Genomic DNA, 22,515 nt, shown 5'->3' with positions numbered 1-22,515 from the left:
AACGAATGACTCACCGATTGTTTACAGCTTTAATCAGAGAGGGTAAGCATCTTTTTCTATTAGCTAAATATCTTCTGTTTCATCTTATTACATCGCAATCAATCATATTTTTGCAAATTATATTCCTTAATGACTTGAATTAATTTTTTGGCATAATCAGGATCAGTCGCATAGCCAGCGTTTTGAATTTCATTTGCAGCCTCTTGATAATCCTTGGCAGAAAGAACCTTATGATATAATGCACCATTCCAAGTCACACCATTAACAAAAAGCTTTGAGTGAGCAAGCATTGATGCTTCCCAAGAATCATAAACAACAAAATCGCCTTGAATTGTAATCCATTCCTCATTAACAAATTCTTTGGTATCTAAGGTAACCTTATTCTGATCTCCGTAGGCCTTCACGCCAAAGAGATTATTATATTTACTTGCTAGCTGACTCTGACCAAAATTGGACTCTAAAACCGCTTGACCAATGATAATCGAAGCATAAACACCGTAGCTCTCCTGTAATTCTTGGGCATAGGGTGCAATCGTTTTTATAAAATTTTCTTGCTGGACATGCGTTTCACCATTCGCATCTACTGGAATTTCAGAGCTTGAGGTTTGACGATCAATCAAAAAGAATAAAATTGCCAAGACAAAAAATATAAGACTAAAAAATTGTAGTTTCTTTGCTTTAATCTGTTTTTTAGGATTCATCGACCTGCCTCTTTTAATTGATTAATATATGCTTCTAAGGTGAGCTTATTTTGCGTCATATAAATTGCGTGCTCAACGCCAACATAACGAAAGTGCCATGGTTCAAAGTCAATACCTGTTTCAGCCTCTTTCCCCTTTGGATAGCGCAGAATAAAGCCATATTTTGGTGCGTTACTTGCCAGCCACTTTGCACTAGCCGTTTCCGCATAGGCTTCGTTTAATAGATTATCAGCGTTAGTTTGATAATAAGTAGTATCGACTAAATCAATCGCTAAGCCAGTATGATGCTCAGAATAACCAGGCTCCGTTAAAACAGACATCGCCGTCGTCTTAGCTTCCGCCTCTGACATGCCTGAAGCAATATTTTGGTTAATCACCGAAGCTACTACCGCCTGCTGATCCTCAACACTTCGGTAGGCAGATACAAACTGTAGTTCAATGCCATCAGCCTGAGCTGCGCTCACCAATGACTCAACAGGTGACTGAATCTGCTCCAATACCTGAAAACCATTTGCTAGTGTCACTAGATTCGGCGAAGTATTGACAACTGGATGTGTTTTATTCACCAATACTAAATTCCAATCCGCCAAATGCCCCTCAGGTAAATCTAACTCGTCACTGCTGCTTTTCTTAGCCGTTTGCGACGGTTTAGTAGCGATGTCAGATTTTTGAATTGTGTCCTGATTTTCATCCTGCTGATTATTATATACTAAAACACCAATACAAAAAATGATCACACTAATAATTAAAAGCAAAATAAGAATGGTCAATTTTTTATTTTTCACAATATCTCCTCCACCCTTCTCATTTTAACATAAGCCATTGTATTTATTAATTAATCCTTCATTTTGAATTTTAAACTTTCTTAATAAAATTATAAGCTCAAGCTAAGACGCTTAAAAAGGGGTTGGGACAAAAGTCCTAACCCTTTTCATATTTTTTCGTAATTTATCTAGCACGTGTGATTTACCGAAACTCTCCCGAAACAATAAAATTTTTTCAACAACTCAACTAGAACGCTAAAGCGTTAAGTTTCATATGTCTTAAAATTTATTGTTTACCGTTCGAGTTTGGTAGACAATCACACTTAGCTTTTATATTTACGGGGAACAATGCGATAACGACTAGTCAACGCCTAAGCGGAAAATCCGCTTAGGCACGTTGCCACCAGCTTTTCCGTAAGTCGCTAAAGCGACAACTTCAATGCCATAGGAAAATAGATAAATTTCCGAACATTATCTAAAAAGCGTAAACGGCTCGTTCTGAAATGTGAGTACAAGCTAAAAATAATTATAGCGATGCTTTTTATCGCGAATTATTTTTCTTGTATCAAACATTTCAAGCCGTTGAAGCTAGATTTTTTTAGGAGGCAATTTAGCACCTTTTTTTACGTCGCTAAACGTCTTTTTTAATTAATACTATCAGCTTAAATAGGCCTTTAGATGCTCAACCTTATCCAAACGCTCCCAAGGCAAATCAATATCCGTTCTACCAAAGTGTCCATAAGCCGCAGTCTGACGATAGCGTGGTTTCCTTAAATCAAGCATCTCAATAATGCCAGCAGGTCTCAAATCAAAGTGAGCACGAATCGCTTCAATAATCCGATCGTCACTAATTTTTCCCGTTTCAAAGCTATTAACTGCAATTGAAACAGGCTTCGCAACACCAATTGCATAGGCTAATTGAATTTCAATTTTATCAGCTAAGCCAGCGCCAACGATATTTTTAGCAATGTAGCGTGCAGCATAGCTTGCTGAACGGTCAACCTTGGTTGCATCCTTACCTGAAAAGGCACCACCACCATGTCTCGCGTAGCCGCCATATGTATCAACAATAATTTTGCGTCCCGTCAGGCCTGAGTCACCTTGCGGTCCACCGATAACGAAACGACCAGTCGGATTAATAAAATATTTGGTTTCATCATCCAATAGCTCAGCTGGAATAACCTCTTTTATAACCTTAGCAATCACATCTTTTTTAATTTGTTCAAGTGCTACGTCAGGATCATGCTGTGTCGAAATCACAACAGTATCTACCCGCTTTGGCCGATCATCATTATCATATTCAACCGTCACCTGACTTTTAGCATCTGGTCTAAGGTATGATAATTGTTCACCTTTACGCAGCTCAGCAAGCTTGTGCACTAATTTATGACTTAGAGCAATCGGTAAAGGCATATATTCTTCAGTTTCATTACTGGCAAAACCAAACATCAAGCCTTGGTCGCCAGCACCAATTAAATCTAGAGGATCCTTTTCCAGCTGATCACGTACCTCTAATGCCGTATCAACACCCTGCGCAATATCTGGACTTTGTTCAACCAATGAGGGATGAACCCCAACCGTATCCGCATCAAAACCGTATTTGGCACGATCATAGCCAATCTCGCGAATCGTTTCACGGACGACACGATTGATATCAATGTAAGCAGTTGTTGAAATTTCACCAAATACGTGAACCGTTCCTGTATAAACCGCTGTTTCTACAGCAACTCTTGCATAAGGATCTTCGGCTAGAATTGCGTCTAAAATTGCATCACTGATTTGATCGGCAATCTTATCTGGATGACCCTCTGAAACTGACTCTGAAGTAAATAATTTTTTTTCTACCATAATTCTTGTTCCCCCGTTTTCATTTTTTTTCGGTTACAAGGCGTCCTCCAAGAAACAACAATGTCGCTTTCATGAAGTCCTTTCGGAAACTGTAACACCTTATTTTATCATGTTATTGCTAAATTTAAAACGATTTCTCAATTATTATTCTATTTTCATTGTCACATTTTACTAATTATAAGCTCAACCATTCTGATTAAAATAAAATATTTTATCTTTTAAAAAAACAATATAAGGCTTTTAGGAGCATATGTGGTAAAATGGTATGGTATGAAAATAAGCGGTGAGGACAAATAGCCCTGCCACTTAATATGCATAATTCATGGGGGGCAATACGTCAGCGACTATGAGAATAGGTAAATTTCTAGATCGTTAAACGTCTTTTGTTCCACCTTCATTAAAGAGGTGAGTCTAATGATTCGTTATTTTTCATCTGTTGGCAAGGTAATTGACGAAATCAAAGAGCCAGAGCACGGTTCTTGGATTATGATGACAAGTCCAACAATTGAGGAATCGAAATTAATTGCTGAAAAATATGATCTTGAATATGATGATATTCGAGCCGCACTGGATGAGGAAGAACGATCGCGACTGCAGATTGAAGATCATTACTCGCTTGTCTTAGTAGATATCCCTGTTATTGAAACTCGGAATAATAAAGATTGGTACATCACAATTCCGCTAGGTATTATTATTACCGAAGAAGTGATTATTACAATTTGTATTGAAGAAAATAGCATTTTAAACGATTTTGCCAATGGTATTGTCAAAAATTTCTATACTTACATGAAAACACGCTTTATTTTTCAGATTCTTTACAAAAACGCTTCTCTTTACTTGCGTTATCTTCGAGTTATTAATCGCAAAACGGATAAGGTCGAGGCCGAATTACACCGTTCAACCCGAAATGAAGAATTAATTGAGCTTTTAGAGATGGAAAAAACCTTGGTTTACTTCACGACCTCCTTAAAATCTAATGAGGTTGTTTTAGAAAAGCTGCTTAAGAGCCGTTCGATTAAAAAATACCCTGAGGATACCGATTTGCTTGAAGATGCAATTGTTGAAAATAAGCAGGCGATTGAAATGGCTAATATTTATACTAATATCTTAAATGGTATGCTTGATACCTTCGCTTCAATTATTTCCAATAACCAAAATGTCATCATGAAATTCTTAGCAATTGTGACCATCGTCATGAGTATCCCAACAATGATTTTTTCTGCTTATGGGATGAACCTAAAGGATAATAATCTGCCCTTTGCCAATACCAACCATGCATTTTGGATTATCATTATTCTTTCAATCTTTTTAAGCATCACTACAATCGTTTATTTTGTTAAAAAGAAATTTTTTTAAACTGTCATTTTTAGATATGTTTAATAATTTTTTATTATGATTAATAAAGTAATATTTCAATTAAAGTCAATTTAAGAGGATTAAAATGAATCAAACAACGCGAAAGGTCTACCTTGCACTTTTAAACCAAAAGGGGCAAGCCGTTTCTGGTGAAAAAATTGCTGAATCACTAGGCATTAGCCGAACAGCTATCTGGAAGTCAATTCAAGAGCTTAAAAATTTGGGCTACCAAATTGACTCAATCAAGGGCAGCGGTTACCTACTTGGCTCAAGTGATATTCTAAATCCAGATGAAATTAAGCATTTATTTAATAAAAATAATTTAATTGACTCAGTTTTCTTAGTTGAGAATTCCGAATCAACTCAAGAAGATGCAAAGTCAGCATTATTGAAAAATACGCCAAACTACGCTCTATTCATCGCACGAAACCAAACGGTCGCCCACGGTCGTTTTAAGCGAGCATACTATACAGAGACGGATCATGGTATTTATATGAGTCTTGCAATTAAGCCTGAGAAAAGCTTTCAGGAAATGCCTCAGTATACCATCTTAACGGCAGTGGCAATCGTTACTGCAATTAAAAAGCTAACTCAGATAGAAGCTAAAATCAAATGGGTTAACGATATCTATCTCAATCAGAAAAAAATGGCAGGTATCTTATCTGAAGCGACCACGAATATGGAATCTGGACAAATCAACCATGTCATCATCGGCATTGGTCTAAACTTTGCGATTCAACAAGAAAGCTTTCCAGTAGAAATTCAAGATAAGGCAACCTCATTATTTGCCGATGGGCAGCCTACCATTACTAAAAACCAATTGATAGCTGAAATTTGGAACACCTTTTTTGAACTCATCAACCAACCATTTATCGATGACTATAGACGAGATTCGTTTATTTTAGGAAAAAATGTATCTTTCATTAAGAATGGCATTGAATATCAAGGTATCGCAAATGATATTTCTCAAACAGGAGAATTGATAGTGACGCTTAAGCCAAGCAATGAACAAATTAAGCTTTCAAGCGGTGAAATATCTTTAAAGCATTTTGAGCATTAAAAAAGGGCTAAACACGCTGGTAGAAAATCGAGTAGAGGTTTTAAAACATTATAGCGACGTTTATCCTTTACTATCGCAAATTATTTTAACTTATGCCGAGCTATTCTAGCGTGTAATGCTCTTGAATTAAGAGCATTTAACTAAGAGGGATTTATGATATAGTCCTTTATTTAAAGCTTATCAGAGGTCAAACCACTTAAAAAAGGGGAGGTTAATAATGGCCTATCTATTTTCGCTATTTGCTGTTGCAGCTAGCCTAATCAATTATTATTTTTGGCAGCAAATTGACACAAATCCATACTGGTCTATCGGCTTCGTCCTACAGGTATTTTTACTTGTCTTAGCCTTAATGAGTATCACCTATTTTAGAGGTGTTAAATTAAAAATCCAAGATAAAAAATACCAACGTGCATTTTTCAGTCGACTTGCTTTACTAAGTCTCAATTTAGGCATCGTTGGCATAATATTTATCTTGATGTTTATTGCTTATTTTTAAATTTACCTTGACGATAAAGCTTTCTAGCGACCTTATCCAATAAGTAAAGCCTTCTCAATTTGAAGCCCAAAAGCGTACCCCAAAAGGCCGTTCCGAAAAGACTTTGATTAAAAATGCAGTCCATCAGCCACCATGTGTATAAGCTTGAAATTGATGCTTGAATTATAAATTCATTTTTTCTCATTTAATTACCTCGCTTATATATAAGTATAACGAATCATGGCTTGAAAATCAAAAGTATTAAGCAAATAAAAAAGGTGAGGGTGCTTGCTTAGACTTGCTCGAAACAGGCTAAATTCCCTAAAAATCTTCAATAGCTACATCGCACACTTGGACTTATAGTCAAAGTAAATAAAGGCACGATTCGACTATTTTCAGAGTTTTGAACAAGGAAATTTAGCATCTTATTAAAATCATTGTGGAATTGCGCTTTTAGCTTGAATAAGCATTAAGCCCAGTTATATCTTAATTGATACCTGCCAATTATAGCTTCATTTTCAGGCTTTAACAAAAGATAGGCTAACTCAACTTCGTTTTCTGCAGCCTTAAACCATTCCACTCGTGTTATCAAATCCATTGCCATCTCTGGAAAATTAAAATGAGCCGCACCATCTACTTTCAAGTTAAGCGTTATTTTACTGCTATATGTCCCAAAGCGAATGATTTCTATCAAATCAGTGGAAAGCTTAACAATATTTTTTATTTGTTCAGTGTCTTCATACTGTAAATAGCGTACACCTAATCGTTCAATATATTCACCTGAAAATTTTTCTTCAATTATTTCGACGATATCGCCCTGCGTCACTTGATTTCTAAATTGAATTTCAACCATGGAGCAGCTCCTCAACCATTGCTTCAAGCTCAATATGATTAGGCACAAAGGCTTTTTCTAAAGCAGCAGCGGCGGGCACTGGGCTAAACTTCGCAGTCAATTGTTTTACTTTTGCTTGACTATTCAGGGCAATAAGTGAGGCTAATTCACTGGCAATGCCTTGCTTCACCGAGTCAGTTAAAATAATAACACGACCCGTTTTATGAGCTGATTGCAGTAAGCCTGTTTCATCAAGCGGCGACAAGGTAATTGGATCAATCACCTCGATGGAAAATACTGATTGCTGAGCAATTGATAGCGCAAGATTAACCATTCTGCCAACCGCAATAATCGTTAAGTCATTACCCAAATGCTTGACTTCTGATTTTCCAATAACCAAGGGTGTTAAATTTTCAAAATCAAAGCTTTGCTTATATAATGCTTTGGGCTCCAAAATCAGTACCGGATTAAGATTACTTGATGCTGCCTTCAATGCACGATAGGCATCCTCAGCGTTACTTGGCTCAATTACAATTAGGCCTGGCACCTGTGTGAACCAGCTCTCAAAGCTCTGTGAATGCTGAGCACTTGCCCCTGTCCCGCTTCCGATTGCTGCACGAATTGTCATTGGGACATTAACCTTACCATTAGATAAATAATGAATTTTGGCCGCCTGATTGACAATTTGATCCATCGCAACCGTCAAAAAATCAGAAAATTGAATTTCCAAAATCGGATACATTCCTGCCATTGCTGAGCCTGTAGCCACACCAGCTATTGCCGCTTCTGAAATTGGTGTTTCAAGCACTTGATTTGGATACTGGACAATTAAATCCTTCGTAGCACCAAAGGCCCCACCATACTCACCGACATCCTCACCTAAAACATAGCTTTTAGCATTTTCAGCCAGAATTTCCTTTAAAGCAATATTTACTGCCTCAACATAGGTTATTTTAGGCATAGACACCTCTCAGAAGATTTTCAATTCCTGGCTCTGGATCATTTAGAGCCCTTATCGCCTCAGTCTCCAAGCTTTTTCTCACGTCCTGTTTCATTTTCAACAATTGATTTTGGGTCATACCATAGTCCTGAATTAAATGGTCAGCTAGATGTTCAATTGGATCATAATAATCCTTCCAGAAATTAACTTCCTCCGTCGTCCGATAGACCTCTTTGTCACTGCGAGAATGCCCCTTAAAGCGATAGGTTTGTGCTTCAATTAAAACCGGTGACATCACTTCACGATGGATTAATGCCTGCATCGTTTGATGTACCTCAAAAATATCATTACCATTAATTCTAAGCCCAGTCATACCATAATTTTTAGCACGTAGGCTTAAATTTGGCACACTCATCATTTTTTCAATTGGGCTACTCATTGCATATTGATTATTTTCAATCACAAAAATAATTGGCAGCTGCCAGAGTGCAGCAATATTCATTGATTCGTGGAAGGTACCTTCATTTGTTGCACCATCTCCTGAAAAACAAACAACCAAATGATTTTCACCTTGCATTTTAATCGCCTGTGCCAGACCAATTGCCACCGGAAAGTTACCACCAACAATACCATTACCACCAATAAAGCCCCTTTGATGATCCGCAATGTGCATACTGCCACCTCGTCCACCATTAGTTCCAGTTATTTTCCCAAAAATTTCCGCAAACATAGGGTACGTTTCTACACCCTTAGCGATTGCGTGACCGTGATTTCGATGAGTAGATAAGACTAAATCTGACTGATTAAGATTTTGACAAATACCAGTTGCAATTGCTTCTTGACCATTGTAAAGATGTGTCGTACCGTGTACTTTACCCTGACGATTATAAAAATCGACAATATCTTCAAAGAAGCGTATTTTTAACATCTGATGATAAAAATTGATTGCTTGTGATTTTTGCAAAACTGATTTCTCTACTAACACCTAATCCCTCCATTCCTAATTTATTCATTCCATTGTTAATAGTCTATCTTTTTTTTTCACAATCCTCAACTTTTATAAACCATTTATCAGTATTTTTACGTAAATTTAAGACTTTTTTTGCTGTCATCCCGTAAAATCAAATAAAAATGAGGCGGGACAAAATGATGTGACTGATGTGACCCCCAAAAGTCCTAACCTCCTTTGTATTGCCAATTTATTGCGAAAACAGGATTGTTTCCGTGAAACTATTCCAAATTCTCCTTTGTATTGCCGATTTATTGCGAAAATAGGATTGTTTCCGTGAAACTATTCCAAATTCTCCTTTGTATTGCCGATTTATTGCGAAAATAGGATTGTTTCCGTGAAACAATTCCAAATTCTCCTTTGTATTGCCGATTTATTGCGAAAATAGGATTGTTCCCGTGAAACAATTCCAAATTCTCCTTTGTATTGCCGATTTATTGCGAAAACGGGATTGTTTCTGTGAAACAATTCCAAATTCTCCTTTGTATTGCCAATTTATTGCGAAAACGGGATTGTTTCCAAAAATCAAACCCAAATTAAACCGATAAAGAATAGACCGAAATATTTATCAGTCAAATTTATTGTAGAGTCAAAAAAACAAAGCATACTCTGAAAGTATACTTTGTCTGCATTGCAACGAGTATGTCAATAATCACCCGCATTTAAAAAATACTAATAATAAATTTACTATTTAATTTCTGCTGCTGATTCCATAACCTCATCAATTAAACCATATTCTTTAGCCTGTTGAGCAGTCATATAGTTATCACGATCAGTGTCTTTTTCAATCACTTCAATTGGTTGACCTGTACGCTCTGCTAAAATACGGTTTAGTCGTTCACGCGTATTTTTGATATGATCGGCCGCAATTAAGATTTCAGTTGCCTGACCTTGAGCACCACCAAGTGGCTGGTGAATCATAATTTCAGCATTTGGCAAAGCAAAACGTTTACCCTTTTGGCCGGCAGTTGCTAAAAATGAGCCCATTGAAGCAGCCATACCTAAAACAATTGTTTGGACATCTGCTTTAATAAAATTCATCGTATCAAAAATAGCTAAACCAGCTGACACACTCCCGCCCGGTGAATTCACATAAAGATAAATATCCTTTTCAGAGTCTTGTGCATCTAAAAATAAAAGCTGTGCAATGACCGCATTGGCAACATTATCATCAATTGCACCGGTAAGCATAATAATTCTATCCTTCAATAATCTTGAATAGATGTCGTAAGCACGCTCACCTCGAGAACTTTGCTCGATAACTGTTGGGACTAAATTCATAGGAAAACCTCCATGATTTCTATAAAATTATTTACTCTGTTTACATTTTACTGTTTTGGTCAATAAAGGTCAAATAAAAGGTACCAATAAAAATAAATAGTGACCTGATAATCATTATATCAAGTCACTCATTTATTTTCACTTAAAACTTTTATTTATTTTGTAGTGATTTTGTATTTAAAGTGAGCTTAACGGTCACCGTTGATTTTTTATCACCGCGATAATAAGTAATCTTGATCTCGTCACCAACCTTATGCTTATAAAGTGCACTCTGAAGATCTGTTACAGAAGTTACCTCATCATCATCCACTGCCACAATGACATCATACTGCTTTAAGCCAGCCTCTTCAGCAGGCGTCGCACTCGAAACAGAAGCTAAAACTGCACCACTTGTCACAGTATCAGGCGTTTTTAGGTATTGTTCAATTTGTTGACTAGATAAATCGCTCAAATTAACTAGCTGCACACCAAGTGCTGGTCGTTCAACCTCACCATTTTCTTCAAGCTGATTAATGATGCTTACAACATCATTAGATGGAATCGCAAAGCCCATGCCTTCAACTGAAACACTGCTTGAAGTGCTACTTGAAGCAATTTTTGATGAATTGATCCCAATAACCTGACCACTGATATTGACTAATGGACCACCAGAATTACCAGGGTTAATTGCGGCGTCAGTTTGGATGGCATTGATATTTACAGTCTCGTTAGATTCATTCGTACTGACAACATTACGATTAAGAGATGAGACAATACCTTCTGTGACCGAATTAGCATATTCGCTACCTAGTGGGGAACCAATTGCTATCGCAGGCTCACCAACTGTTAATTTATCTGAGTCACCAAATTCAGCAACAGTGGTTACCTTATCTGCCGGAATTTCAATCACTGCTAAATCAGTATACGAATCCGTTCCAACTAATTTACCTGTCACCTTAGTACCATCAGCTAATAAAATTTCAAGTCCTTCCTGCGACTCAACAACGTGATTATTAGTTACCACATATGCCTTGTCACCAGATTTTTTATAAATAACACCACTACCCTCACTTGCTGCCTCTAAATCACCAGAGCTACTAGAATCATCACTGCCCTGCTGTCCAAAGATAGAATCCATGCTATTACTTGATTGTGTTGATTGTAGATTAATTACTGAGACAACCGCAGGTGACACCTTGGCCACGGCCTCGGTCACCGTTGAAGAAACTTTGTAGCTCACATTACTGACCTTAGTCGTTCCTGTCGTTGAACTTGAAGAGCCAGTACTAGAATTACCATTGATTAAGTAATTGCCACCTAATAAAAGTGACGCACCAACGACACCACCTACCAAACCGGGAATGAACTTTTTAACTTGCTTCATAATTAATTTCCTCCAACGAATCTTTACATTTTTAATATAGGTTATAATAATATTCTTAACTTAATTTTAGCTTAAAGTTAATTAATTGCAAAATAATTCATACATCTATTTTATGCGTTGCATAATTTGTTAATTAATCAATTAAAATCAAACAATGCTTTCAGATAAATTAAAAGATGACAATAATTTAATAAAATATTATAATCAAAAAATGGAGGCGTCATGAATATTAAAATCATCACCGTAGGTAAGCTTAAAGAAAACTATCTGAAGGAAGGTATTTCGGAATATCAAAAGCGATTAACCAAATTTGCCAAAATCCAAATCATTGAAGTTGCTGATGAAAAAGCACCTGAAAGATTAAGCGATACTGAGATGCGAATTGTCAAAGAAAAGGAAGGTCAACGCATTCTGGAGAAAATTAAAGATAAAGAGTATATGTATGCTTTAGCCATTCAAGCCAAAGAACGAACAAGTGAAAACTTAGCTGAAGAATTGAGACAGCTAACAATTTCTGGTAAAAGTGATTTGACCTTTGTCATTGGTGGCTCACTCGGACTTTCAGAGGAAGTCTTGTCACGCGCCAATCAAACAATCTCATTTGGCAAAATGACCTATCCCCATCAGCTAATGCGTCTGATTTTGATTGAACAAATCTATCGTAGCCAGACAATTATTGCTGGGATGCCTTATCACAAATAAAAAATGTCCTAGCTTTTTACTTATAGAAGGCTAGGACATTTTTACTTGATAAATATAATTGCGTATTCTTAAATATTATTTTTAAAGGCGTCCGCATAATCGGCTATTAACTTAGCCTGACATCATAACGAATAGTTGATGCTGATTGAGCTTACTGATTACGCCAGTTATCGTATCCGTTTTTTCAAAAAGCATGCCTGCTCCTAATCGAGAACACCTTTAATTTTTTCGATGAAAGGTTTACCAAGAACAAGCTACAGTGAATAAAAAACGCTTTAGCTTTACCATTGTAAAAACTAAAACGTTTTTTTATCTTTTCAACGATTAATTATTTATCGGTTTCGTTGTACCTTTGGATCGGGTATCGGCAGTGATGCTAATAATTTTTTCGTATAATCATTTTGTGGATTAGTTAAAATCTGCTCACCAGTACCTTTTTCGACGATTTGACCGTGATAAAGCACCGAAATATAATCAGAAACCATATCAATGACGGCTAAATCATGTGAAATAAATAAACAAGAAAATTGCAGCTGATCCTGTAAATCCAGGAAAAGCTTTAGCACTTCTGCCTGAACTGAGACATCCAAGGCTGAGGTTGGTTCGTCGGCAATAATAAATTCTGGCTGCAAAGCCAATGCTCTAGCGATACCAACACGCTGACGCTGTCCGCCTGATAGCTCATGTGGAAAACGGTTTGCAAAGGCTTTGGGTAGCTTAACCATCTCTAATAAAGCTTCTACTCTAGGCATTGCTGCTTTTAAATTCTTAGCACCAAATCCTGAAATGTGATTTGGACCTGCTACAATCATTGGCTCAGCAATCGCTTCACCTAAAGTCAACAAAGGATTAAACGAACCATATGGATCTTGAAAAACATAACCAATCCGTTGACGGAGTGTCCGACGCTCCTTGGCACTTAATTTTGATAAAACCTTGCCATAAACCTTTAAATCACCTTCAAATGGTGACAGCCCCATGATTGAACGACCAATAGTTGATTTACCAGAGCCAGACTCACCAACCAACCCCATCACTTCACCTTTACGAATTTCAAAGGAAACGTTGTCAACTGCGATAAATTCTTTATTGGCGCCTTGCCCCGGATAAATAACACTAATATTTTTAGCCTCAATAATCACTTCTTCTGGCTTGGCATCAATGGCTGGATCAACCACTAATGGTACTTTTCGGGTATTAGCCCGCCGGGTTAACTTGTCAATTTTAGGTACAGCTGCCAATAATTTTTGCGTATAGGCATCCTTAGGATTTTCAAATAAAGCAAAGACATCTGCCGATTCAACAATTCGACCTTGATTCATCACAATGACCCGATCAGCCATGTCAGCAACCACGCCCATATTGTGAGTGATTAATAAGATCGAGGTATTGAACTCATCACGAATTGATTTTAGTAATTCTAATATTTCTGCCTGTACCGTCACATCTAAAGCTGTTGTCGGCTCATCGGCAATAATCAGCTTAGCACCTAAAACTAAAGCCTGCGCAATCACAATCCGTTGCTTTTGTCCACCAGAAAACTGGTGGGGATAGTAGTCCACTCGAGCTTCGGGATCAGGAATACCAACTTTTCTTAAAATTTCAATCGCCCGCTTTCGAGCCTCAGCCTTGTCTAGCCTTTTGCCTTCAAAGAGCTGTGAATGGGCACGAATCCCTTCAGCAATCTGCCAGCCGATTTTATAAACAGGATTTAAGGCAGTCGCTGGTTCTTGGAATACCATCGCTGCTGATGTCCCTCTAATCTCACGTAACTTACTAGGTGAAAGTGAATGCACATCCTCTAAGCCCTCTTCTGAGGTTTTAAGTAAAACGGTGCCAGCTTCAACAGCTGAATCTGGCAGCATCTGAAGTATGGTCTTAGATGTCACTGATTTCCCTGAGCCAGACTCACCAACTAGGGCTAAAATTTCACCCTCTGCGATTGTTAATGAGGTATCTTTAACCGCATCGAAATCACCATTATCTGTACTGAAACGTACACGAAGGTTTTCAATACGTGCCACATCATTTTGCTTTTCTGTGCCAATCGTCATTTTTCTACCTCCTCATTAAACGGTGTTGGTTTTCTTCTGATACGAAGTCTTGGATCAGATAAGTCATTCAAGCCTTCACCAAGTAAGGTAATACCAATTACAACAATTACAATCGCTAAGCCGGGGAAGATGGACGTCCACCAAATCCCAGCTGTAACATCGGAAATCGAACGATTCAAATCATAGCCCCACTCTGCTGCCGCTGACGGCTCAATACCCAAACCAAGAAAACCAAGTCCTGCTAAGGTTAAAATTGCTTCGGCAGCATTCATTGTAATGATAACAGGTAGTGTTCGTGTTGAATTTTTCAAGACATGGCGGAATAAAATCCGAGTTGTCGAAGCACCGATGGCTTTAGCCGAATCAATATAGGCCTCATTTTTGATTTTCATCACTTCAGAACGCACAACTCGAAGATATTGTGGGACAAAAACAACCGTAATTGAAATACCAGCCGACATAATACCACCGGTCACACTGCCACCATTTGCATTAAGCATAATCGCCAAAACAATAGCCAATAAGAGTGACGGAAATGAGTAAATGGCATCGGCAATCGCTACTAAGATTTTATCTAGCCAGCCACCGAAATAGCCTGAGATTAAACCTAAAATAGTACCTAAGAATAACGAAGCCACAACTGAAACAATAATGGCAAACAATGCCGTTTGTGAGCCCCAAATTACACGAGATAAAACATCTAAGCCACCGACGGTTGTTCCTAATAAATGAACACTATCTGGTGCGGCTTGCGGTGTAAAGGAAACACCGTCAGCCTTTGTCTGAGCATAATCAAATGGTGCCAAGATTGGTGCAAATAAAGCACATAATAGAAAAAGGACGATAATAATTAATCCAGTCAAAAGCATAAAGCGTTGCAAACCAACGGATTGTCTAATCTGTTTAATAAGTGGTAGGTTTTTTAATTTTTTCATTATTTCGTTTCCCCCCCACTTTGACGGACACGTGGATCAATCGCTGCTGCTGCCACGTCTACAATAAAGTTAGTTACCGAAACAATAATCGCAATTAAGATAACAATTCCCTGCACGGCATCGAAGTCACGTGCCTTAATTAATTGAGACAATTGATAACCCAGACCTTTCCATTCAAATGTTGTTTCAGTCAAGATGGCACCAGCAAGCATCATTGCAATATTCATTCCCATTACCGTAATAATCGGCATTAAAGCAGGCTTCCATGCGTGCTTATTTAAAATGCGCTGATCATCCACTCCTCTTGAACGTACTGCGAATACGTAATCGGTAGATAGTGTTGAAATTAAATTGGTACGAATCAGACGAATAAAGGTTGCGGCGGTTAATAAGCCAAGCGCAAGTGCGGGCAAAATTGAATGTGACAAGACATCACCAACAATTGTCATATCTCCAGTTTGAATGGAATCAATGATATTAAAGCCAGTGGGAAAGGCGACAGATTGTAACTGTCCCTCATAAATCGCTGAAACACGACCATTTGAAGGCAAGATTGGCATATAAACAGAAAAAATCAGTTTTAAGACAAGTCCTAAAAAGAAAACTGGTGTTGCATAGCAAGTAATTGAGAATAAACGAATAACAACATCAGGTATTTTATCACGATATCTTGCTGAGATTTTACCTAACGGAATACCAATTATTAGCGCTACAACAGTAGCGAGTATCGCTAGCTCAAAAGTAGCTGCGCCATATTTTTGGAGAATTTCAGTCACGGGCATTGACATTGAAGTCGAATTCCCTAAGTTACCCTGTAATAAATTGCCTAAATATTCAACATATTGTACGATTATTGGTCTATCATAACCAGCTTGATGAACACGCGCCGCAATTTCAGCAGGTGGTAGCTTACCAGACAAGGCAATTGTGATTGGATCACCAGTTAGCCTTGTCAAGAAAAATACCACTGTCACCAAGACAAAAACGGTTGGAATGATAAACAAAAAGCGCACAAAACAATATCTAAGAAAATTATTCTTTAGAAACTTTGCTTTAATGGGCTTTTCATTTTTTTTCATGAGATTTGTTACCCCTTCGTAGTGTCTAAATCAAAAATCGATTAATAATCAAAAATTAATTAACACTTTTATCTTTTTTTAGCTTTATACCTAATGAAAGTAATTTGCTGATGCAATTCATACACAGTCGTTTTGCACCAGCAAGTTACCTTATTTAATTAAATTATTTAGAAATAGCACCATATCTAAATTTAAATGATGCATCTAAGGTATCCGAAACACCCTTCACATCAGTACCCGCAACGGCAATTTGCTTACCTTCAAGTAATGGAATTGTTGGTAAATCACCAGCAAGTGTTGTTTGAACTGCTTCTAGCTTCGCAATTCTTGAATCGTGATTTGTATCTGAAATTTCAGAGTTGATTTGGTCAATCACTGTTTGAGAGTTGTAGCCATTGTGAACAAAGCTTTCTTCACCAAAGAATGGGCTAAGATAATTATCAGCATCTGAAAAATCTGGGAACCAGCCTAATTGATAAACAGGATACGAACCATTTGAGCTATCTGTAATTACACGATCCTTAGCATATACAGACCATTCAGTTTGAGCAAGTGAAACCTTAAATAAACCAGAATCTTCTAATTGTTGTTTAATTGCAGCATATTCATCTGGTGATGAAGAACCGTAATGGTCACCGTTGTATTGAATATTAATTTCAACAGGTGTTTTAACGCCTGCCGCCTCTAAAGCCGCTTTTGCTTTATCAACATCTGGTCCACCCTTACCGTCACCATACGCTTCTTTTAAAGCAGGTGTAAAGCCTTCAAATGAAGAAGGTACAAATGAATAGGCAGGTGAATAGGTATCCTTATATACATTTTTGGCAATTTCTTCACGGTCAACAACATTTGCAACGGCTTTTCTAACAGCCAATGCTTTCGCTGGATCTGCATTTTCAGTCGCTGTACCATATGGTTGAATGGCAAAGTTAAAGACCATATATCTTAATTCGCCACCGGGACCTTCATAAACCTTAACCTTATCGTTCTTTTCAAGGTCAGCAACGTCTGTCGCAGTCAACGAACGGAAGGCAACGTCAATTGTGTTATTTTGAATATCAAGCTTCATATTAGAGGCATCTGCATAATATTTAACTTGGTAGCTCTTAGCTTTAGCTGCGCCATAAATGCCGTCATAATCTTCATTCTTAGAATAAGAAATTGAATCATTAATTGAGTAGCTATCAATAACTAACGGACCTGCAAAGGCTTTTTCTTTAACAATGTCAGCATCTGGTGTTAATTTATCAGCGGCAAAAACCTGCTCATCAACAATAGGTCCAGCTGGTGTACACATAATTTGTTCCCAAAGCACATTATTTGGAGTTTTTAATTTAAAGACAACTGTATGATCATCAGTTGCTTTAACTGATTCCATATCTGATAGTAATGAAGACGGACCATTACCTAAGTCACTACCATTTTCACCAATCGTTACAACACGCTGATATGAAAAGACAACGTCTGACGCAGTTAAATCGTGACCATTAGCAAATTTTAAGCCTTTTTTAATTTTAACTGTGTATTCTGTGCCATCTGCAGAAAATTCCCCAGCACCATCTGCTACATCTGGCTCTGGTGTCGTTGAGCCATAAGCAAAGTTATATAAAAATGGATAAACATTATTTTCTACCATAAATGAACCATTATCATAAGAACCTGCAGGGTCAATTGTCACAATTTTATCAGTTGTCCCAATCACAACCGTGTCGCTTGAGCTGCTGCTTTTTGAACCAGAGCCTTTTGAACCACACGCTGACAAAGCCAACGCTGATGCTAATACTACACCCGTCATAGCTGTAATATAAGCAATTTTTTTAAATCGCTTGTTAATTCCCATAATCTTCCTCCATTTTAGTAAGCTTAAATTAAATGCTAGCTACTCATAAAGCCAACTTCCAGCTAAGCATTTCATTTTAAAAAATAATTTCAAAATTAAGCTAATAATTAAAAACTTTTTTATTATTATAGTACAATTTTTAGATTATTCAAACTATATTACTCTAGACCATTAAAAAAACGTTGAAAAAAAATTTTGATTATTCAATAATTTCTAGCGTTTTTGGATAACCACTGTTCAGATTGATTGCGCCCTCATCAGTCACCAGCAATAAATCCTCTATTCTAACGCCAACATCGTCTGGTAAATAAATACCCGGTTCGATTGAAAAAATCATGCCTGACTGAATCAATTTTGTGTTACTACTAGAAACATCACCATACTCATGCACATCTAAGCCGATGAAATGCCCTAAGCGATGAGTAAAATAGCTACCAAATCCTGCTTGACCAATGACCTCCCGTGCTGTTTGATCCAAATGATTTAAAGCAACTCCCGGCTTAATTTGCTCTATGGCAGCCTGATTGGCAGCCCTCACGGTTTCATAAACGGTTCGATGCGCATCACTGACATATTGATAGAAAAAAGTACGAGTCATATCAGAGCAATACATATCCTTTTTGCAGCCAACATCAAATAAAACACAATCTCCAGCCTTTAAGACCGTATCATCAGGAAAATGATGAGGATCAGCAGCATTTTTGCCAAAGGCAACGATTGGCGTAAAGGAAATATCATCTGCCCCAAGCTCAAGATAAATGGATAAGATTTGATTAGCAACCATCTTTTCAGTAACACCAGGTACAATCAATTGCTTAAATGCCACCATTGCCCGATCATTGATTGCCGAAACTACTCGCATTTTTTCCTGTTCGTCAAAAGCTTTGATTGCCCGAACGTCATCCACCAAGCTGGAGCCATTAATAAAACCGCTTACAAGATGGTTTTCTAGCATTGGCAATAAAAATCTTGCCGGTAGATTTTTATCCACACCTAGCTTTTGCTCAGCATTTAGCGTTTTAGCTAAAACAGCTGAAATATCACTTGTGTCATTCAAACGAACTTGATGAATATTTTCAAAATCAAAATCAGGGAATAAATCGTTTAAAAAGATGGTGAAATTTTTAGACTCATTTAAATAAAGTGCAAAAAATCGTTCACCAGGTTCATTATAATAGCCAGTCAAATAATAAATTGACATTGGATCGCTGATTAAGAGCTGACTGAGCTCAGCATCTTCCATTGCTTTTAGCACTCTCTTAATTCGTGCCCTACTCATTAATAATCTTCCTTTCTAAAAAAAGCTGAAATCTTGAACTCAAGCGAAAGGACAATAAACAAGAAATTTCAAAAAATAAAAATTGGACATTATGCCGAAGTCAATAACATTACCAAAATAGATATTATTCGTGTAAGAAGATATTACGATAATAGAATTAAATCTTTTTTCAAAAATCTTATTTATTAACTTTCTACTGAGTCAATAAGCTAAATTTTAAATTATTTTAAATTTGTAAACATTATTATTATGCCATAAAAATGCAATAAAGCGTATACAAAACTAACATATAATGTTATAAAGAACGTTTTCATTTCGAAACGCTTATATTTTTTCCTGAAATATTCTTCCTTAATTATTACTTTTTTTATTTATTAATTAAAATATTAAAACATAAAAGCTAGATTAATTTTAGCATTTTGTTATGATATAGTTGATAGATAATAGAATGAATTGAGGAAGCAATGAAAAATAAAGCAGTATTATTAATCAATTTAGGAAGCCCAGAAAGTAGTAATCCAAAGCATGTTAAGACTTATCTGGCACAATTTTTAGCAGACCAACGTGTAATTAAAACACCCAGAATTATCTGGCTGCCAATTTTACATGGTATGATTTTGAAAACTAGGCCTAAAAAATCAGCTAAGCTTTATCAACAAATTGAGCATAATCAAAAATTCCCACTAATTGCTTTTGCCGAGCAGCAGAAAAATAATTTACAAAAATTATTACCCGAAATAAAAATTGAGATTGCAATGTCATATGGTAAGCCATCCATTAGCCAAAAAATTGATGCGCTCATTTCAAAGGGAGTGACTGATTTAACTGTCATACCAATGTATCCGCAATATTCCGGCACAACCGTTGGCGCAATTTTTGATGAGATTATGAAAGCATTTATTGGCACAGATCAGATTGTTAATCTTCGCTTTATTCGCTCATTTTTTGACCATCCAATTTATATTAATTACTATGTTCATAAATTAAAAGAGAAATTAGCAACTGAAAAGCCTGATCTAATCCTATTTTCTTACCATGGTATTCCAGCATCGTATGTCAAGGATGGAGATACTTATCCAGAGGAATGCACCAAAACAACAGAATTAATCATGGAAGCACTACCAGATATCCCCTATCTCCAAACCTACCAATCAAAATTCGGACCAGCAAAATGGTTAACACCTGCAACAGATGCAACGTTAAAATCATTGCCACATGACGGGATTAAAAATATTTTCATTGTAGCGCCGGGCTTTGTTGCCGATTGTCTTGAAACCACTATTGAGCTTGAGGTGGAAAATAAAGCGTATTTTATGGAAAATGGCGGAGAGAAATTCACTTATATTCATCCTTTTAATGCTGATAGAGAGCTTGCTGAACTGTTTCAAGCAATCATTAATGGTTATTGATCAAATCACACTAATTTGACAGTCCAAAAATAGCACTCTTAGCCATAAACTTGTATAATAAGGCTATTAAGATTTAATTATGATACTAGGAGTGATTCAATGACAGAGACCTCAGCTAGTTTGCCCTTCAAGCATTGGCGACGCAATCTTAACTTATTCTTTTTTGGTCAATTTTTATCTGGCATCACCAGTATGATTGTCCAATACTCGATAGTCTGGTACTTAACACAGACTACTGGTTCGGCAACCGTTCTCAGTTTCGCCACTCTGCTTGCGATGCTACCAATGGCAATACTCAGTCCGTTGGTTGGGCCGATTGTTGATCGCTTTAATAAAAAAGCGCTATTAATTATCACCGATTCTGTTGTGGCATTTTTCGCAGTCATACTATCGATTACCGGTACTCTTGCCAATCAGTTCCCGCTCTGGCTAATTTTGATATCTTTACTAATGCGCTCAATCGCCCAGACCTTTCAAATGCCGATTATCCAATCAATCCTTCCAACCATGATTCCTAAAAATGAAATCACAAGGGTTAATGGTCAATTAGGAATGGTGCAATCAGGCAATATGATTATTGCACCTGCTCTAGGCGCATTTTTATTTGCAATTATGCCAATGAATTTACTAATTCTACTTGATGTACTTGGTGCAATTATTGGTATCACCCTACTAATCTTTGTGATTATCCCTCAAACTGAGAACCGTCCAGAAAAGCTTCATTTACTCTCAAATACTCAATTCGGCTTTCAACAGCTGATTAATAATAAAGGATTGTGGTATATCACAATTATAGTCGCTTTTTTTACATTATTTCTAATGCCGGCAGCAAGTATGTATCCTTTAATGACGCTTGACTATTTTGGCGGTACTGTCGCTCAAGCGGGATTAATTGAGGCTTGCTTCTCAGGTGGCATGCTTTTAGGGGGTTTGTATATTGGTGTGTTTGGAAAGTGGCAAAATCGAATGAAGCCAATCTTCTGGGGCTATTTTTTTACTGGTATCACAGTCGGCATCAGTGGTTTACTCCCCGGCAATCAAAGCGGCTTTATCTGGTTTGCAATTTTAAATGCAATCGCTGGCTTAGCAACCCCTTTTTTACAAACGTTATTAATGGCTATGATTCAAGAAAGCTACCCTCCTGAACAGCTTGGGCGAATTATGGGGGTACTCAATTCACTAATGACCATTACAGGTCCGATCGGCTTAGTTTTTGCAGGACCACTTGCCGATTTAATTGGTGTCGAAAAATTATTTATCATTGCTGGAATTGGCATTCTAGCTTGTGGTATCGCTAATTTTATGATACCCAAGGCACGAAATTATGATCTCAGCTTGCATGAAAAACTAAATAAATAAGCTAGATGAGACAAAAGGCGTTTAACGATGTAGAAGATAGTGTTAAACTGCCTCATCAAAAAAGCATAGAACAAGGTACTTTCTCTCTCTGGTTAAAACTATAAAAAATTGAGGAGTAATTTGTTGATATCATCAGACCTTTGCTATCTGAGATGATGTATCTATTTGAACCGTTTTAAGAAAGAAAATCCGTCAAAACATGCTAATTTCCCGCTCGAGCGAAATATGT

General features: G+C 37.1%; 20 protein-coding genes and 1 riboswitch. Of the genes, 6 read left to right on the top strand and 14 right to left on the bottom strand.

The window, feature by feature from the left end; all coding sequences use genetic code 11:
• Positions 1-98: 98 nt before the first annotated feature.
• The 3 genes from HOY35_RS09495 to metK form a co-directional block, all read right to left on the bottom strand.
• Positions 99-701: a glycoside hydrolase family 73 protein gene (locus HOY35_RS09495; protein ID WP_172212590.1), complete on the bottom strand. Its 603-nt coding sequence runs from the start codon at positions 699-701 to the stop codon at positions 99-101.
• Positions 698-1,486 carry a M15 family metallopeptidase gene (locus tag HOY35_RS13670; protein WP_172212592.1) on the bottom strand — a complete coding sequence of 263 codons (789 nt, stop codon included), beginning with the start codon at positions 1,484-1,486 and terminating at the stop codon, positions 698-700. Before HOY35_RS13670 ends, HOY35_RS09495 begins: the two co-directional genes overlap by 4 nt.
• A gap of 636 nt (positions 1,487-2,122) precedes the next feature.
• The gene (gene metK / locus HOY35_RS09485) at positions 2,123-3,313 is read right to left on the bottom strand and encodes a methionine adenosyltransferase (RefSeq protein WP_172212594.1); all 1,191 of its coding nucleotides are present in this window, start codon (positions 3,311-3,313) and stop codon (positions 2,123-2,125) included.
• Positions 3,311-3,416: riboswitch (SMK box riboswitch) on the bottom strand. It overlaps the preceding gene by 3 nt.
• A gap of 311 nt (positions 3,417-3,727) precedes the next feature.
• Here metK and HOY35_RS09480 point away from each other — a divergent pair.
• The 3 genes from HOY35_RS09480 (at position 3,728) to HOY35_RS09470 (ending at position 6,225) form a co-directional block, all read left to right on the top strand.
• On the top strand, positions 3,728-4,669 hold the full coding sequence (locus HOY35_RS09480; protein ID WP_172212596.1) for a magnesium transporter CorA family protein: 942 nt from the start codon (positions 3,728-3,730) through the stop codon (positions 4,667-4,669).
• Between the two features lie 85 nt (positions 4,670-4,754).
• A complete protein-coding gene (locus tag HOY35_RS09475) occupies positions 4,755-5,729 on the top strand; it encodes a biotin--[acetyl-CoA-carboxylase] ligase (protein WP_172212598.1) in 975 nt (324 codons plus the stop codon).
• 217 nt (positions 5,730-5,946) lie between these two features.
• Positions 5,947-6,225, top strand: coding sequence for a hypothetical protein (locus HOY35_RS09470; protein WP_172285830.1), 279 nt, complete (start codon positions 5,947-5,949; stop codon positions 6,223-6,225).
• Here the strand turns inward: HOY35_RS09470 and HOY35_RS09465 are convergent.
• From HOY35_RS09465 to HOY35_RS09440, 6 genes are all read right to left on the bottom strand, one after another.
• Positions 6,209-6,409, bottom strand: coding sequence for a DUF3272 family protein (locus tag HOY35_RS09465; RefSeq protein WP_172212602.1), 201 nt, complete (start codon positions 6,407-6,409; stop codon positions 6,209-6,211). The genes HOY35_RS09470 and HOY35_RS09465 overlap by 17 nt on opposite strands.
• Before the next feature lie 264 nt (positions 6,410-6,673).
• On the bottom strand, positions 6,674-7,057 hold the full coding sequence (locus tag HOY35_RS09460) for a DUF1934 domain-containing protein (protein WP_172212604.1): 384 nt from the start codon (positions 7,055-7,057) through the stop codon (positions 6,674-6,676).
• On the bottom strand, positions 7,050-7,997 hold the full coding sequence (locus HOY35_RS09455; RefSeq protein ID WP_172212606.1) for an alpha-ketoacid dehydrogenase subunit beta: 948 nt from the start codon (positions 7,995-7,997) through the stop codon (positions 7,050-7,052). Before HOY35_RS09455 ends, HOY35_RS09460 begins: the two co-directional genes overlap by 8 nt.
• Positions 7,990-8,961, bottom strand: a complete 972-nt coding sequence (locus HOY35_RS09450; RefSeq protein ID WP_172212608.1) for a thiamine pyrophosphate-dependent dehydrogenase E1 component subunit alpha — start codon at positions 8,959-8,961, stop codon at positions 7,990-7,992. Before HOY35_RS09450 ends, HOY35_RS09455 begins: the two co-directional genes overlap by 8 nt.
• 711 nt (positions 8,962-9,672) lie before the next feature.
• A complete protein-coding gene (gene clpP / locus HOY35_RS09445; protein ID WP_172212610.1) occupies positions 9,673-10,266 on the bottom strand; it encodes an ATP-dependent Clp endopeptidase proteolytic subunit ClpP in 594 nt (197 codons plus the stop codon).
• A 151-nt stretch (positions 10,267-10,417) separates the two neighbouring features.
• The gene (locus HOY35_RS09440) at positions 10,418-11,629 is read right to left on the bottom strand and encodes a S1C family serine protease (RefSeq protein ID WP_172212612.1); all 1,212 of its coding nucleotides are present in this window, start codon (positions 11,627-11,629) and stop codon (positions 10,418-10,420) included.
• Between the two features lie 222 nt (positions 11,630-11,851).
• On the opposite strand from HOY35_RS09440, the gene rlmH reads away from it, so the two are divergent.
• Positions 11,852-12,331 carry a 23S rRNA (pseudouridine(1915)-N(3))-methyltransferase RlmH gene (rlmH, locus tag HOY35_RS09435; protein ID WP_172212614.1) on the top strand — a complete coding sequence of 160 codons (480 nt, stop codon included), beginning with the start codon at positions 11,852-11,854 and terminating at the stop codon, positions 12,329-12,331.
• Between the two features lie 332 nt (positions 12,332-12,663).
• Here the strand turns inward: rlmH and HOY35_RS09430 are convergent, their stop codons facing one another.
• From HOY35_RS09430 to HOY35_RS09410, 5 genes are all read right to left on the bottom strand, one after another.
• A complete protein-coding gene (locus HOY35_RS09430; protein WP_172212616.1) occupies positions 12,664-14,385 on the bottom strand; it encodes an ABC transporter ATP-binding protein in 1,722 nt (573 codons plus the stop codon).
• The gene (locus HOY35_RS09425) at positions 14,382-15,320 is read right to left on the bottom strand and encodes an ABC transporter permease (RefSeq protein ID WP_172212618.1); all 939 of its coding nucleotides are present in this window, start codon (positions 15,318-15,320) and stop codon (positions 14,382-14,384) included. The genes HOY35_RS09430 and HOY35_RS09425 overlap by 4 nt, the downstream gene beginning before the upstream one ends.
• Positions 15,320-16,399 carry an ABC transporter permease gene (locus tag HOY35_RS09420; RefSeq protein WP_172212620.1) on the bottom strand — a complete coding sequence of 360 codons (1,080 nt, stop codon included), beginning with the start codon at positions 16,397-16,399 and terminating at the stop codon, positions 15,320-15,322. The genes HOY35_RS09425 and HOY35_RS09420 overlap by 1 nt, the downstream gene beginning before the upstream one ends.
• A gap of 163 nt (positions 16,400-16,562) precedes the next feature.
• Positions 16,563-18,239: an ABC transporter substrate-binding protein gene (locus HOY35_RS09415; protein WP_172212622.1), complete on the bottom strand. Its 1,677-nt coding sequence runs from the start codon at positions 18,237-18,239 to the stop codon at positions 16,563-16,565.
• 199 nt (positions 18,240-18,438) lie between these two features.
• The gene (locus tag HOY35_RS09410; RefSeq protein WP_172212624.1) at positions 18,439-19,518 is read right to left on the bottom strand and encodes a Xaa-Pro peptidase family protein; all 1,080 of its coding nucleotides are present in this window, start codon (positions 19,516-19,518) and stop codon (positions 18,439-18,441) included.
• 464 nt (positions 19,519-19,982) lie between these two features.
• Between HOY35_RS09410 and hemH the strand changes: the two genes are divergently transcribed.
• Both hemH and HOY35_RS09400 read left to right on the top strand, forming a co-directional pair.
• Positions 19,983-20,927 (top strand): ferrochelatase, encoded by a 945-nt coding sequence (hemH, locus tag HOY35_RS09405; protein ID WP_172212626.1) that lies wholly within the window; start codon positions 19,983-19,985, stop codon positions 20,925-20,927.
• Between the two features lie 99 nt (positions 20,928-21,026).
• The gene (locus HOY35_RS09400) at positions 21,027-22,286 is read left to right on the top strand and encodes an MFS transporter (protein WP_172212628.1); all 1,260 of its coding nucleotides are present in this window, start codon (positions 21,027-21,029) and stop codon (positions 22,284-22,286) included.
• Positions 22,287-22,515 lie beyond the last annotated feature (229 nt).

Origin of the sequence: Enterococcus sp. MMGLQ5-1, from assembly GCF_013155265.1 — a bacterium.
Taxonomy (GTDB): Bacteria; Bacillota; Bacilli; order Lactobacillales; family Streptococcaceae; genus MMGLQ5-1.
Note: the sequence above shows the minus strand (reverse complement) of the source record. Positions and strands in the feature narration are given on the sequence as shown.

Coding starts and splice junctions, on each gene's coding strand:
- clpP (WP_172212610.1), bottom strand. CDS start 10,266: ATGAATTTAGTCCCAACAGTTATCGAGCAAAGTTCTCGAGGTGAGCGT.
- HOY35_RS09430 (WP_172212616.1), bottom strand. CDS start 14,385: ATGACGATTGGCACAGAAAAGCAAAATGATGTGGCACGTATTGAAAAC.
- HOY35_RS09475 (WP_172212598.1), top strand. CDS start 4,755: ATGAATCAAACAACGCGAAAGGTCTACCTTGCACTTTTAAACCAAAAG.
- HOY35_RS09480 (WP_172212596.1), top strand. CDS start 3,728: ATGATTCGTTATTTTTCATCTGTTGGCAAGGTAATTGACGAAATCAAA.
- HOY35_RS09465 (WP_172212602.1), bottom strand. CDS start 6,409: ATGAGAAAAAATGAATTTATAATTCAAGCATCAATTTCAAGCTTATAC.
- metK (WP_172212594.1), bottom strand. CDS start 3,313: ATGGTAGAAAAAAAATTATTTACTTCAGAGTCAGTTTCAGAGGGTCAT.
- HOY35_RS09460 (WP_172212604.1), bottom strand. CDS start 7,057: ATGGTTGAAATTCAATTTAGAAATCAAGTGACGCAGGGCGATATCGTC.
- HOY35_RS09400 (WP_172212628.1), top strand. CDS start 21,027: ATGACAGAGACCTCAGCTAGTTTGCCCTTCAAGCATTGGCGACGCAAT.
- HOY35_RS09415 (WP_172212622.1), bottom strand. CDS start 18,239: ATGGGAATTAACAAGCGATTTAAAAAAATTGCTTATATTACAGCTATG.
- HOY35_RS09470 (WP_172285830.1), top strand. CDS start 5,947: ATGGCCTATCTATTTTCGCTATTTGCTGTTGCAGCTAGCCTAATCAAT.
- hemH (WP_172212626.1), top strand. CDS start 19,983: ATGAAAAATAAAGCAGTATTATTAATCAATTTAGGAAGCCCAGAAAGT.
- HOY35_RS09425 (WP_172212618.1), bottom strand. CDS start 15,320: ATGAAAAAATTAAAAAACCTACCACTTATTAAACAGATTAGACAATCC.
- HOY35_RS09410 (WP_172212624.1), bottom strand. CDS start 19,518: ATGAGTAGGGCACGAATTAAGAGAGTGCTAAAAGCAATGGAAGATGCT.
- HOY35_RS09420 (WP_172212620.1), bottom strand. CDS start 16,399: ATGAAAAAAAATGAAAAGCCCATTAAAGCAAAGTTTCTAAAGAATAAT.
- HOY35_RS09495 (WP_172212590.1), bottom strand. CDS start 701: ATGAATCCTAAAAAACAGATTAAAGCAAAGAAACTACAATTTTTTAGT.
- HOY35_RS09440 (WP_172212612.1), bottom strand. CDS start 11,629: ATGAAGCAAGTTAAAAAGTTCATTCCCGGTTTGGTAGGTGGTGTCGTT.
- rlmH (WP_172212614.1), top strand. CDS start 11,852: ATGAATATTAAAATCATCACCGTAGGTAAGCTTAAAGAAAACTATCTG.
- HOY35_RS09455 (WP_172212606.1), bottom strand. CDS start 7,997: ATGCCTAAAATAACCTATGTTGAGGCAGTAAATATTGCTTTAAAGGAA.